Raw genomic sequence first — 12,990 nt, forward strand, 5'->3', positions numbered from 1 at the left:
TCCCGCCATGCCTCAGCCCTCCGCTGTAGCGACAGCGGCTTGCGCCACCAAACCCTGCTCACTGAGCCGGAACACGCGGTCACAGCGCTGAGCCAAAGCGGCATCGTGCGTGACAATGACGAAGGCAGTACCGAGTGTGGTCGACAATTCCAACATCAATTCAAATACTTGCTGTGCCGTGCCGCCATCGAGATTGCCGGTCGGCTCATCGGCCAAGACGCAAGCCGGTTCGCTCACCAAGGCCCGCGCCAAAGCGACGCGTTGCCGTTCGCCGCCGGACAATTCGCCCGGCACATGGCTAAGCCTGTGCGCCAAGCCGACGCGCGTGAGGATGGCGCGCGCGCGCTCCTGCGCTTGCGCACGCGGCATACGGCGTATCAGCAAAGGCATGGCAACATTGTCGAGGGCAGAAAATTCCGCCAATAAATGGTGAAACTGATAGACGAAACCGAGATGTTGGTTGCGCATGATGCCGCGGGCGGTCTCATCCATGCCGGCCAATTCTTGCCCGAGCAAGTACACTTGGCCGCTGCTGGGCGTATCCAAACCGCCCAACAGATGCAACAGCGTCGACTTGCCGGAACCGGAAGCGCCGATGATGGCGACCCGCTCGCCACGCATCACCGCTAAGCGGATGCCTTGCAACACTTGCACGGCATGTTCACCCTCATTGAAACGTTTGCTCAGCTCGGTGCATTGCAACACTGCCACCGCCGGCTTGATGGAATCATCATTCATAACGCAAAGCCTCCACCGGCTTGACGCGCGCAGCACGCCAGCTCGGGTATATCGTCGCTGCAAAGGCCAGCAACACTGCCATCAAACTGATTTGCATCACATCGGGCCAGCGCAAATCGGACGGTAAGGCGCTGATGAAATATAAATCTTTCGGCAAGAAATCAACCCCGAACAAGCGTTCGATGAAAGGCACGATCACATCGATATTGAGTGATACCAAGACCCCGCCGCCCACTCCGAGCGCCGTGCCGACCAAGCCGACGATACCACCCTGTATCATGAAAATTTTCATGATCGATGAGGGTGACGCCCCGAGGGTGCGTAAGATCGCGATATCGGCTTGCTTGTCGGTCACCGTCATCACCAAGGTCGACACCAAATTAAAGGCAGCGACAGCAACGATTAAGGTCAGAATGATGAACATCATGGTTTTTTCAGTCTTGACGGCGGTAAAGTAATTACGGTTTTGCTGCGACCAATCGCGAATTAACAAGTCCCCACTGAGCGTGTGCGAGAGTTCGAGCGCCACTTTCGGTGCCTCCAACATATCCTTGATGCGCAAACGCACCCCGGACGGTGCACTGAGGCGGAAAAATTTCTGTGCATCCTCAATGTGCATGAAGGCCATACCAGAATCAAATTCATAATGACCGGCATCGAACATGCCGACCACCGTGAAGGCCTTGAAGCGAGGAATCATGCCTGCCGGTGTCATCTGCCCATCCGGCGCGGCCAGCCTGACCTTGTCGCCCAAGCCCACGTGCAGCGCACTCGCCAGTGCCGAGCCGAGCACGATATTGAATTCACCGGCACGTAAATCAGACCATTTGCCTGCGCTGATCTTGGTCGCCACCTCGGAAACGCGGGACTCTTGCTCCGGCAATACGCCGCGCAGCATCACGCCGCGCATGACATCATCCCCAACAATCATGGCTTGACCATCAACATAGGGGGCACTGGCCAGTACCTCCGGATTTTTTTGGGTCTCCAGTGCCGTCTTATGCCAATCCGGAATCGCCCCGGTCGCATCGAAGACTTCGATATGCGCGAGCACCGACAACATGCGGTCGCGCACTTCCTTCTGGAAACCATTCATCACTGACAACACGATAATCAGGGCCGCCACACCAAGCGCAATACCGGCCATGGAGATCATGGAAATGAAAGAAATAAAGCTATTACGACCACTGCGCCGACCGGCACGGGTATAGCGCAAGCCGACCAGCCATTCAAAAGAGAGATTTTTCACTGCAAATATCATTTCATCAAATTAGGGCAGCCAGCAGTGTGCCATATAATGGCGTCTATGAAAAATTTAGAACTGATATTGCCGTTCAGCATTCCACCTGCTGGCTTGGCCAAAGACTTGCTCGCTGCCTGCCACGCCGATGCCTTGGCACGCATGTTGGCCGGCGCGGCCGCACCAGAACGCCGATCTTACCCCGAATTTGCCAAAGCCTTGCCACATGAATATTGGCTCAGCAACGCTGACTCAGTTGAAAGCGACGCCGCCACGGCACCAGCCTGCGCGCATCAGTTGATGCAGAGCTTGGGTATCACGGTGCCCCACGGCTACTGGTTCGTGCTGCAACCGGTGCATCTGCACGTTGCACGCGATCACCTCGTGTTGACCGATACGCGCCAACTGGTGTTGACAGACAGCCAAGCACGCGCACTCTACGCCAGTGCCGAACGCCTATGCCGTGAAGTCGGACAAGAATTGCTGTATGGTGACGCGAAAACTTGGTTTTTGCGCGCCGATGCCTGGTCAGACTTACAAACGGCTACCAGCGATGCCGCTTGCGGCCATAATATCGATATTTGGATGCCAAGCGGTGAAGCCGCGCGCGCATGGCGCAAATTGCAAAACGAAATACAGATGGAATGGTATATCGACGAAGTCAACGAGCAACGCGCCGCGCGTGGCGAAAGAACCGTCAATTCATTATGGCTTTCAGGCGGCAGTGCCGCACTACAGCCCGCATCGCGCCAGCTTGCCCAGGCCGAGAATGCCGCCAGCTTGCTCGCCAGTGCAGACAGTCTCAGCGTCGTCTTGCAAGACAGCCTGAGCAGCGCCGCCCTCAACGGTGACTGGAATCAATGGCTGATAGAATGGGAAAAGTTAGAACAAGCGTGGTTCCTGCCGTTGGAGCAAGCACTCAAACAAGGTCAATTACAACAATGGCGCCTGGTCTGCAGCGACGCCCGGCAAATCGCCTGCTTCACCATCCCCGCGCGCAGTTGGCGGCGGCTTTGGACTAGCCCATCCTTACGCAAACTGTTTTTCTTGGGTGCAGCATGACGCGCATCGCGACCCGCCCTTACCCTTTGCGCGCCTCCGAGTTGTTGCGTCAGAATGGCATGCACCCAGTGCTGGCGCGCCTGTATGCCGCCCGCAACGCCTGCGATCACGCCGCCCTCTCGACCGAACTCAGCGCCCTGCTCAGCCCGGCCGGCTTGCACCAGATTGCGCCGACCGCCAAGCTGTTGGCCGATGCCATCAGCGCACAAAAAAAATTAGTCATCGTCGCCGATTATGATTGCGATGGTGCCACCGCCTGTGCGGTCGCACTGCGCGGCTTGCGCATGCTCGGTGCCGAGGTCGATTATATCGTGCCGAATCGCTTCGAATACGGTTACGGCCTGACGCCCGAGATCGTGGCCCTGACGATCAGAGAAAAAGCCCCGGATATCATCATCACTGTCGATAACGGCATCGCCAGCGTTGACGGTGTCGCCGCTGCGGCTGCCGCCGGCGTACCGGTGGTGGTGACCGACCACCATTTACCGGGACAAGAATTGCCGGAGGCCGCGGCCATCGTCAACCCGAATCAACCCGACTGCCAATTCGCCAGCAAAAATTTAGCCGGTGTCGGCGTGATGTTTTATGTCTTGCTAGCCCTGCGTGCTGAGCTACGCGCACGTGGCGTGTTTGATCAACAGAGTCAACCGAAGCTCGACAGTCTGCTCGATCTGGTGGCATTGGGTACGGTGGCCGACGTCGTCGTACTCGATGCCAATAACCGCATCTTGGTGGCGCAAGGACTCAAACGCATGCGCGCCGGCCGCATGTGCCCAGGCATTGCCGCCTTATTCCGTGTCGCTGGCCGTGAGCCGCGTTCGGCCAGCCCCTTTGACCTCGGTTTTGCCCTTGGCCCGCGGCTCAACGCTGCCGGTCGTCTGGCCGATATGGCCTTGGGCATAGAATGCCTGAGCACCGATGATGAAGGACGCGCTTGGGCGATCGCGCAAGAACTCAACGGCATCAATGCCGACCGCAAGGAAATTGAACGCGAAATGCAGGATGTTGCAATGCTCCACCTCGATCAATTCGATCCCGGCAGCAAGCACAGCATCACCGTTTACGATGACAGCTGGCACCAAGGTGTGATCGGCATCGTCGCCTCGCGTCTGAAAGATAAGTTTTATCGCCCTACCATTACCTTCGCGCCCGGCAGCGATGGCATCATCAAAGGCTCAGGGCGTTCGATTCCAGGCTTTCACCTGCGTGATGCGCTCGATTTAGTTTCCAAGCACGCCCCGGGGCTGATACAGAAATTCGGTGGCCATGCCATGGCGGCTGGCCTGACCTTGCAACAAGGCGACTTAGCGGCATTTACCGCCGCCTTCGAAGCCGTGGCGCAAAGCTGGCTGAGCCAAAGTGAGCTCGAACGCATCATCACCACCGACGGCATACTCGAAGAAAGCTACTTCACCACCGACTTCATCGCCCTGCTCGATGGCCAAGTCTGGGGCCAAGGTTTTCCGGTGCCGCTGTTTTGCGACGACTTCAAACTGATTTCCCAGCGCGTACTCAAAGAGCGCCACCTCAAGCTGCAACTGGAAAAGCACGGCAAACGCTATGAGGCGATTTGGTTCGGCCATACCGACAGCTTGCCGGAACGGGTGCGCGTCGCGTTTCGTCTCGATGCCAATGAATACAATGGCGTCACACGGGTGCAACTGCTGGTTGAGCACATTGAGGCATCCTCTCCCTGAAACTCTCATTAAATTTGCGCGCAGACGAGTAATCTTGTATTGTTGAAAATATTCTTTCAGAATATGAACTGTTTTGAAGCTTATCAGTCCAAGTTATCGCTGAGTCAGACCTGTTGTTGATGCCTCAAGGCAACAATACCTCCTCACTTCGCCATTGCATTTACTTAACATCGGAGATAGAAACAAGTGAAAATAAGAGTATTGAGCGCAATGGCGCTAATGATTGCCAGCACAACTGGTATGGCACCGGCCTCTGCCGCCACAACGGCCGCCGCTCCAGCACTGATCATGGGCGAAGTCGATGGTTCCGCCCGCGCCCAAGATGATTTCTTCTGGCACGTCAATGGTGCATGGATTAAGGCCGCCCAGATCCCGGCCGACCGCTCGTCCATCAATCCCTTTGTTGAACTCGATGAAGGCGTGCGCACAAGACTGCATAGCTTGATCGAGGACATCGCCAAAGGCAAGCACAAAACGGGCAGTGAGGAACAAAAGATCAGTGACTTATACCTGAGCTTCATGGATACCAAGCAAATTGAAAGCCTGGGTTTGAAGCCGCTCAACGCTGAATTCGCCCAGATCGACGCTTTAACGGATAAGCAGCAAATTCCGGCATTAATGGCATGGTTCAATTTACGCGGTATCAACGCCCCCTATGCCATACAAGTGCATCAGGACAATAAAGATTCGAGCAAATACGTACTCGACATCGGCCAATCTGGCCTGGGCTTACCCGATCGCGATTACTATTTAAAAGCAGATGACGCCAAGCTCAACGATGCGCGTCGGAAATACCAACTGCATATAGAAAAAATGTTGCGCATGGCGGGACAAGCGCATGCCGCCGATAGTGCCAAAGCGATTGTGGCGTTTGAAACCGCGCTGGCCACCATACAATGGGATAAAGTCGCCCTGCGCGACCCGATCAAGGCCTACAACAATATTGCCTTAAACAAGCTCGACGAGCTGACCCCCGGCTACGATTGGACCAGCTACCTGAGCGCCTTAGGTGTGAGTGGCAAAATCGACCGCGTGATTATCGGCCAACCGACTTATCTGAGCGGCCTCAATCAGTTATTGCAGACCACCCCGCTGGCGACACTCAAGCAAGTATTGAAGTGGAATTTACTCAGTTCGGCCGCCTCCCAATTGCCACAGCAATTCGATGCCGAACACTTTGCTTTCTATGATCAAGTCTTGCGCGGCGTACCGAAACAGCAAGTGCGCTGGAAACGCGGCGTCAATTTGGTCGATTCCGGCCTCGGTGAAAGCCTGGGTAAAGAATATGCTGCGCGCTACTTCCCGGCACAAAGCAAAACCAAGATGGAACAACTGGTCGCCAACCTGTTGGTGACGTATAAAAACAGTATCGATACGCTCGATTGGATGAGCCCGGAAACCAAAAAAGAAGCGCAAACCAAACTGGCCTTATTCAAGAGTAAAATCGGCTACCCGAATCAATGGCGCGATTACTCTTCACTGCAAATCAGTAAGGGCAATCCGGTCGCTAATTTACGCAACATCCGTTTGCATGCGAACCAAACTGAACTGGCCAAGCTAGGCAAACCGGTCGACCGCGAGACTTGGGAAATGACGCCACAGACGGTGAACGCTTATTACAACCCGGAAATGAATGAAATTGTCTTCCCGGCAGCGATACTGCAAGCGCCATTCTTTGACGCCAAGGCCGACGACGCCACCAATTACGGTGCCATCGGCGTGGTGATCGGGCACGAAATCAGCCATGGCTTTGATGATCAAGGTGCGCAATACGATGGACTCGGTAATTTGCGTGACTGGTGGACGGCCGACGATCATGCCAAGTTTACGGTCAAAACCGCCGCCTTGATCAAGCAATACAATAGCTACAGTCCGGTTGCTGGTTATTTCGTCAATGGTGCCCTGACCTTGGGTGAAAATATTGCCGATAATTCAGGCTTGGCGATCGCTTATAAAGCCTACCAATTATCCTTGGGTGGCAGACCGGCACCGGTTATCAATGGCTTGAGCGGCGACCAACGTTTCTTCCTCGGCTTTGCGCGTTCCTGGCAAAACAAGATGCGTGACGAAGAATCGATCGTACGCACTAAAACCGATCCGCATTCGCCGCCACAATTCCGCATCAACGGCACCTTGCGTAATATGACACCGTTTTACCGCACTTATGACGTCAAGTCGGGCGATAAAATGTATTTACCGCCGGCTGAGCGGGTCTCAATTTGGTAAGAGTAAGGGCCGCATAGTCGTGTTCCCGGCCCAAAAAAAAACGCTCCATACGCAAAGTATGGGGCGTTTTTTTGGCACGGAAATTAACAACATGCACTAGGCAGGGCGAAGCTTACTTCTGGTCGACCGCAGTCTTTGCTGCCCCCGGCTTGAGATTTTCAAAAAATGCAATCACATCGGCTTCCACACGCGTGCGCGTAAAGGCAGGTAGACTTTGCCAAATGCGCTTGCCATACGGTTTGGAAATTAAACGCGGGTCGCAAATCATCAATACACCAACGTCGGTCTCATCGCGTATCAGTCGGCCAGCACCCTGCTTGAGATTGATGATCGCTTCCGGCAGTTGATGGTGAACAAAGCCGTTGAGCCCCTTTTTTTCCATCGCCGTAATTCGCGCAGCCAATACCGGATCATCGGGCGGCGAAAATGGCAGCTTATCGATGATCACCAAAGACAGCGCTTCACCGCGCACATCCACGCCTTCCCAGAAACTCTGGCTGCCGATCAAGACGCCATTGCCAGCGGCGCGGAAGCGATCGAGTAATTCGGTGCGTCCGGCATCACCCTGCACGAACAGGGGGAAATTCAAGCCGCGCTTGTCAAACTCTTCTTTTAACCTGCCAGCACTGAATTTGACTGCTTTCAATGTGGTGCACAGCAAAAACGTCCGGCCGCCAGCGGCGATAATCACCGGCAGCGCAGCATCGACCACGGCATCGGCATAGTCGCGCGAATTCGGCTCAGGCATGCCGTTAGGCACATACAAGAAGCCCTGCTCCTGATAATTGAAGGGGCTGGGCCAAGTATGTGCCGGCTCATTCCATAAGCCCATTTGCGAAACAAAATGAGTGAAATCATTTTTCACTGCCATGGTGGCGGAAGTGAAGATCCAAGTGCGTGGCACACCTTCACGTTGTTTATTGAAAATCGGTGCGATCGACAAAGGTGTACGATGCAACTGCAGAGAGACAGAATATGCCTCGACCCACAACACATAGTCGCCCTCTTTCTCCTTGCCCTCCGGTGCCGCATTCCAAGCATGAATCTGATCATTGAGCATGATGGTCCGGGCGCGACACTGCTCCAATGTTTCGGCGCGTACCGCTTGCTGTTCCAGTACGACGATCAATTCCGCCAGACTGGTTTTGAGCGCTTCGAGAAATTCAAAAAACGGGCTGGAAGCAGCAATTTGTTCAATCGCCAGCCGCACCACATCCTGTGGAAACGCTAATCGCAGATCGCGCGCCGCGCGCTCGACCGGGGCGACCAACTTACTCCATTCGGCACCATCGCGGGCATGAGATAAACCCTCTGCTTGCACATCGCGGCATAATTCCAAGATTTGCGAGGTAGAAACCGTGTCACCAAAAAACAAGGTCGCGGTTTCCGGCAACTGGTGTGCTTCATCAAAGATCACCGTATTGGCCGAGGGCAGCAGTTCGGCGATGCCGGTGTCTTTCAATGCCACATCGGCAAAGAACAAGTGGTGATTGACCACCACGATGTCGGCTTGCTGAGCTTCTTTGCGCGCCTTCATGACAAAGCAATCCTGATAGTACTGACACTCCGAGCCCATGCAGGTATCCTTGGTCGAGGTCACCAAGGCCCAGACACTGGCAGTTTCCGGTACGCGCGCGAGTTCGGCTTTGTCGCCACTCGAAGTGGTTTTCATGAAACGCGAAATATCACGCAAATAACCGATATCTTCGCGTGAGCTGAGCCGGCCATTTTGCAAAGTACGCTCAAGGTGATAATGACACAGGTAATTCGAGCGTCCTTTCAGCAAGGCCACCGATACCGGTGCCTGTAACACGCGCTTGACGGTCGGGATATCACGCGAAAATAATTGGTCCTGCAGATTTTTGGTGCCGGTGGAAACGATGACTTTACCGCCCCACAACAAAGCCGGTGCCAAATAGGCATAGGTCTTGCCAGTACCGGTGCCGGCTTCGGCCAGCAAGGTACTTTGTCCCGAGATCGCGCGCGCAATCGCCTTGGCCATCTCGGTCTGCGCGGCGCGCGGGCGATAACCGGGCAAGGCGGCACTCAAAGGGCCGGCAGCACTGAAAATTTGTTCGACTTCGGCATCATGGATGCCAACCGCCGCAACAGGGGTGGAAATTTCACTCAAAATGGGACAATCTCAAACTAAATAAATAAATAACCAGACGGACGCTATGCGCGATGCGCGGTTCAGGCCGGCACATCCGGCATTAATTGCATTTTAAGTAAGGTAATATGGTCTTTCAATTGTAATTTACGTTTTTTGAGTCGACGCAATTGTAATTCATCATGCGTAGCATCTCGCATCAAGGCCAGAATAAGCACGTCGAGATCGCGATGTTCGACTTCCAAATCAATAATTCTTTGCCGTACTTGTTCAAAATGACTCATAACCTTCAGCTTAAAGTAAAATGATGCTCATTAGTGCCAAATCATGGGGAGTCAGAACCACTGACTTTTCGCTAGTGTAATCTACCGAGACGTATGAGCCAATATAAGATAGAAGCTGGCACCGGGCAACACATCGGTGATCGCCAAGAGCAACAAGACCGCGTCGCCCTGTTTGCCGCGCCCAATGCGCCCGGCTATATGCTGGCGGTGGTGGCCGACGGCATGGGTGGAAAAAGCGGTGGCGCACTCGCGGCTGAGCAAGTGATCCGTACCACCAAACAATTGTTCGATGAATTTTATCCGGGTAACGATGTCCGTCAGTTACTGCAAAATATCGTCATGGAAGCTCACGCTGTGATCACCCTGAGTGCCGTGTCAGCCGAGAAAGAACCACACAGCACCTTCGTCGCACTGGTGATCACGCCCAAACAAGAGGCGATTTGGGCCCATGCCGGCGACTCGCGCCTATACCGCTTCAACGGACCGAATTTCGCCGAAAAAACACGCGATCATTCGTATGTAGAAAAATTGGTCGATGAAGGAAAAATTTTACCCGAAGAAGCAAAAACTCACCGGCTCTCGAATATCCTCGTCAATGTGCTCGGCTCGACCAACACTCTACCCTACATCAGCTTCGGTCAGTGCGAGCAGTTGCAAGTCAATGACAGTTTCTTAGTCTGTTCCGATGGGCTATGGCATTATTTTGATGATGCCGAACTGTCGGCCGCGGTCGCCGCCAATTCACCGCGCCAGGCCTCCGAACTCTTGATACGCAAAGCCCGTGAACGCGGCATTCCGCGCGGCGACAACTGTACCTTCGCCATTGTTAAGTTGATCGATGCCCCGGCTGAAGTCAAAACCTATACCGTGCAAAAAATTCGCCGCGCAGTGTAAACCCCGAAGCCGTGAGCCGTGATCCCTAAGCAGATCAACGGCCCACAGCGATTCTTTCACTTTACTTCGCCTTACTCGCCATGAGTGCCTGATTAGCTTTGCGATCAGCCAAAATTGTTTGCATGTGCGGACGGGCCGACAAGCGACTCAGGTACTCTTTGACCGGCAAGTCGGCCAAAAAATCGCGGCCATAAACCAGCTTGCTTGCCAAGGAAATCAAGGGCAAATGGATGACTGCGGCGCAATCGGCCTGAGTCAAGCTTTCTCCATACAAATACGTGTCGAACTTTGCCAGCTTGGCGAAGGCTGCGATGTTGCGAGTCAATTGCTTTTCAATTTTGATTTTCAGCTCTTCACTCAGTGTGCCACCGAAAAAAGCCTGTCCATACAATTCACGCGCCACCAATTCCAAATGTAATTCCAGAAATACCACCAACTCATGCACCTTGGCAGCCGCGAAAGGCTCAGCCGGCAACAGAGGGGTCGCTGGGTAGGCTTGCTCCAAGTAGTCGACGATAACTTGCGATTCGCACAAATCGCCCTGTGGTGTCGTGATATACGGCACTTTGCCTAAAGGCGAGTGTTGCATCAACTCTGGCGAGCGATCTGTCCATGCCAGCACTTCTTCAAAGGGGATGCCCTTCTCGAGCAAAACCAATTTTACTTTATTGTAATAATTACTGACTGCAAATCCACATAATTTGATCATAATGGTGACTCATTCACGGTAGATAGGGGTGCCAGACGGGGATGACGCGCACTGGCCTCGCGTTGCCGAATTATTCGGATTTCTGCTTAAAATCAATCTGTTCAAAATTGATGACATGCTCATTTTCTTCGGCTTTGAGATCAAGCTTAAGATCGAGCGGAAGGCCGGGCTTCTCGCTGTCAGGTGGGCGAACCCAGCCAGCTTGACCGGTCAGCGTCTTTTGGCGTTCCAACTCATTGGCGATGGCAATCAATAATAAAATATCGCGATACACCGGCAACTCAAAGCCCATACGCTTGCCATCGCGGTCATCGATCAATAAACTTTCCAAGAATGGCAGACTGTCTTTGGTATTCCAGACGGAACAGACTTTTCTGCTCAAGTGGTCGAAGTCATCGAGTTGACGGGCTGGCAAGCTGATCGGATCGATATCAAATTCGGGTACATTGGCATTGAAAAAAACAATAAATCGATCACGCAAACTATTATATTTCTCTTTATTTGCTGTTACCTTGTACAAATCGAGCAGATACAACCAAGGCACCGGCGATTCCGGATGCGTCAGGTCGGCCTGAGGCTCAAGAATTTCAATCGCACGTTCCGGGTCATTGACCGACATCCAAAATTCAGCCTCTTGGGTAACGTCAGAAATCTCTTCTACTTTCACCGCGATATCGCGGGTGGAAAAGAAGTTAAACGTACTGCTGTTACTGTCTTCCAGGGTCGGCGAGTAATTTTTGCCGAACACGGAAGAGACATCGAGCGGCCCCAGTGCGACACTGCTGGCATTCTGCGGTGCGGTGGGCACGCTGACTTCGCGCTCGGTGGATGCTAATTGATGTGCGCTGAGAATGGCGCTGTCCGCCCCCGTTTCGTAAGTCGCCTGCACGCTGTTGACCAAGTCTTCGATGTGGCGTCGGTTCTCATTGGTCGATTTAGTGGCTTGGCCCTGCTCCCACCACGTGGCTGAATGCGTGTGATGCAAACGACGAATATATGCGAACAACAAGCCTACAATGGCCAAGCAGGCGGCCAGCAAGACCAGAAAGAAATACACCCAATCCTTTGCGACCGAACTCGCGCGCGCCTCATCGAGCGCCGCTTTCTCGCGCCCCAATTGCTGTTTCAGCTGCGCAGCTTCACGCTGCAGCGTTTGCAGTGCAGTTTGGTCTGCAGCAGCCGTCGCAACGGTCGTAACTACAGCGCTTGCCGGCTGCACCGGCTCGTCACGCAGCATGGCGGCAAATTGCACTTGTGCACGTCGTAACTCACTATTACTCTGCTCGCTGCCGGCGTTTTCTGGCACAGTCAACTCTTGCGCCATCTTCAAGCCGCTCGACACCGGCTCGATCTGGTCAGATAAACTCAAGGTATCGCGACCGGTGTTACGCGGCACGGTCACGGCGGCGCGCAGTTTGGGCTTGCTGGTTTTTTCGGCCGTCGGCGTAGTCGCGGCTGACACGGCGGCCGGCGCGCTCGCTGTCTCGCTCGTGCGGGGTGTTTTGCGCGGCCGCTGTACTGGTGTTGCCGCCGTCGGTTCGGCGCCGGAAGTGGGCGAACTTACACCAGGCAAGGCGATGGAATTGAACTCCGGCGGATCGAGCAAGACAGAAAATTCTCGGTGCAACTGTACTTCACAACTGACTTTGACTAAGAGCTTCACCGCTGGTTCGACGATGTTTTTATTGCTCGCCAAATTCAGCATCCGCCGCTTGCATTGGCTCGATACCGACAAACTGAGCTTGGAAAGCGGCAAACCCTCCAAGCTTTCAAGACTGGCAGTAAAGCAATTGGCATCCATATCGGCGGCTTCCACCCCACTGATTTCAAGCTGGGCACTGAGCGTTTGGCCAAGATTGGAAAGAACGTGCAAATTACCGAGACCGAGCGCATGAGCATTACCTGCGTGGCAAGTCAAAAAAGCGCTGGCACACAATAAATAAACAGAAGATGGGCGAAATGGTACAGAAATAATCATATCCTCGATAAATTAAAAGTACTTGCTGTTTGGCACTGTTCTTGATATTGCA

10 protein-coding genes are annotated in these 12,990 nt (G+C 53.9%); 4 read left to right on the forward strand and 6 right to left on the reverse strand.

The window, feature by feature from the left end; translation table 11 throughout:
* Nucleotides 1-12: 12 nt before the first annotated feature.
* The gene (lolD, locus tag RHM61_RS16650; RefSeq protein WP_322248409.1) at nt 13-738 is read right to left on the reverse strand and encodes a lipoprotein-releasing ABC transporter ATP-binding protein LolD; all 726 of its coding nucleotides are present in this window, start codon (nt 736-738) and stop codon (nt 13-15) included.
* Nucleotides 731-1,996 (reverse strand): lipoprotein-releasing ABC transporter permease subunit, encoded by a 1,266-nt coding sequence (locus RHM61_RS16655; RefSeq protein ID WP_322251117.1) that lies wholly within the window; start codon nt 1,994-1,996, stop codon nt 731-733. Before RHM61_RS16655 ends, lolD begins: the two co-directional genes overlap by 8 nt.
* A gap of 48 nt (nt 1,997-2,044) precedes the next feature.
* Between RHM61_RS16655 and RHM61_RS16660 the strand changes: the two genes are divergently transcribed.
* The 3 genes from RHM61_RS16660 (at nt 2,045) to RHM61_RS16670 (ending at nt 6,963) form a co-directional block, all read left to right on the forward strand.
* Entirely contained in the window at nt 2,045-3,040 is a 996-nt protein-coding gene (locus tag RHM61_RS16660; RefSeq protein ID WP_322248410.1) for a hypothetical protein, read from the forward strand.
* The gene (recJ, locus tag RHM61_RS16665) at nt 3,037-4,737 is read left to right on the forward strand and encodes a single-stranded-DNA-specific exonuclease RecJ (protein WP_322248411.1); all 1,701 of its coding nucleotides are present in this window, start codon (nt 3,037-3,039) and stop codon (nt 4,735-4,737) included. Before RHM61_RS16660 ends, recJ begins: the two co-directional genes overlap by 4 nt.
* 210 nt (nt 4,738-4,947) lie before the next feature.
* Complete coding sequence (locus RHM61_RS16670; RefSeq protein ID WP_322248412.1) at nt 4,948-6,963, forward strand: M13 family metallopeptidase; 2,016 nt, start codon at nt 4,948-4,950, stop codon at nt 6,961-6,963.
* A gap of 112 nt (nt 6,964-7,075) precedes the next feature.
* Here the strand turns inward: RHM61_RS16670 and RHM61_RS16675 are convergent, their stop codons facing one another.
* Both RHM61_RS16675 and RHM61_RS16680 read right to left on the reverse strand, forming a co-directional pair.
* A complete protein-coding gene (locus tag RHM61_RS16675) occupies nt 7,076-9,094 on the reverse strand; it encodes an ATP-dependent DNA helicase (RefSeq protein ID WP_322248413.1) in 2,019 nt (672 codons plus the stop codon).
* Nucleotides 9,095-9,156: 62 nt separating this feature from the next.
* The gene (locus RHM61_RS16680) at nt 9,157-9,357 is read right to left on the reverse strand and encodes a YdcH family protein (protein ID WP_322248414.1); all 201 of its coding nucleotides are present in this window, start codon (nt 9,355-9,357) and stop codon (nt 9,157-9,159) included.
* 93 nt (nt 9,358-9,450) lie between these two features.
* Between RHM61_RS16680 and RHM61_RS16685 the strand changes: the two genes are divergently transcribed.
* Nucleotides 9,451-10,251, forward strand: a complete 801-nt coding sequence (locus RHM61_RS16685; RefSeq protein ID WP_322248415.1) for a PP2C family protein-serine/threonine phosphatase — start codon at nt 9,451-9,453, stop codon at nt 10,249-10,251.
* 61 nt (nt 10,252-10,312) lie between these two features.
* Here RHM61_RS16685 and RHM61_RS16690 read toward each other — a convergent pair whose 3' ends face one another.
* Together RHM61_RS16690 and RHM61_RS16695 are read right to left on the reverse strand one after the other, a co-directional pair.
* Nucleotides 10,313-10,960 (reverse strand): glutathione S-transferase, encoded by a 648-nt coding sequence (locus RHM61_RS16690; RefSeq protein WP_322248416.1) that lies wholly within the window; start codon nt 10,958-10,960, stop codon nt 10,313-10,315.
* Between the two features lie 70 nt (nt 10,961-11,030).
* Nucleotides 11,031-12,938: a hypothetical protein gene (locus RHM61_RS16695; protein ID WP_322248417.1), complete on the reverse strand. Its 1,908-nt coding sequence runs from the start codon at nt 12,936-12,938 to the stop codon at nt 11,031-11,033.
* Nucleotides 12,939-12,990: the final 52 nt, after the last annotated feature.

This window comes from Undibacterium sp. CCC3.4 (assembly GCF_034347425.1).
Taxonomy (GTDB): Bacteria; Pseudomonadota; Gammaproteobacteria; order Burkholderiales; family Burkholderiaceae_D; genus Undibacterium.

What these genes read in the sequence shown, in the direction of transcription:
- lolD (WP_322248409.1), bottom strand. Translation starts at nt 738, where the DNA reads ATGAATGATGATTCCATCAAGCCGGCGGTGGCAGTGTTGCAATGCACC.
- RHM61_RS16660 (WP_322248410.1), top strand. Translation starts at nt 2,045, where the DNA reads ATGAAAAATTTAGAACTGATATTGCCGTTCAGCATTCCACCTGCTGGC.
- recJ (WP_322248411.1), top strand. Translation starts at nt 3,037, where the DNA reads ATGACGCGCATCGCGACCCGCCCTTACCCTTTGCGCGCCTCCGAGTTG.
- RHM61_RS16670 (WP_322248412.1), top strand. Translation starts at nt 4,948, where the DNA reads ATGGCGCTAATGATTGCCAGCACAACTGGTATGGCACCGGCCTCTGCC.
- RHM61_RS16680 (WP_322248414.1), bottom strand. Translation starts at nt 9,357, where the DNA reads ATGAGTCATTTTGAACAAGTACGGCAAAGAATTATTGATTTGGAAGTC.
- RHM61_RS16685 (WP_322248415.1), top strand. Translation starts at nt 9,451, where the DNA reads ATGAGCCAATATAAGATAGAAGCTGGCACCGGGCAACACATCGGTGAT.
- RHM61_RS16690 (WP_322248416.1), bottom strand. Translation starts at nt 10,960, where the DNA reads ATGATCAAATTATGTGGATTTGCAGTCAGTAATTATTACAATAAAGTA.
- RHM61_RS16695 (WP_322248417.1), bottom strand. Translation starts at nt 12,938, where the DNA reads ATGATTATTTCTGTACCATTTCGCCCATCTTCTGTTTATTTATTGTGT.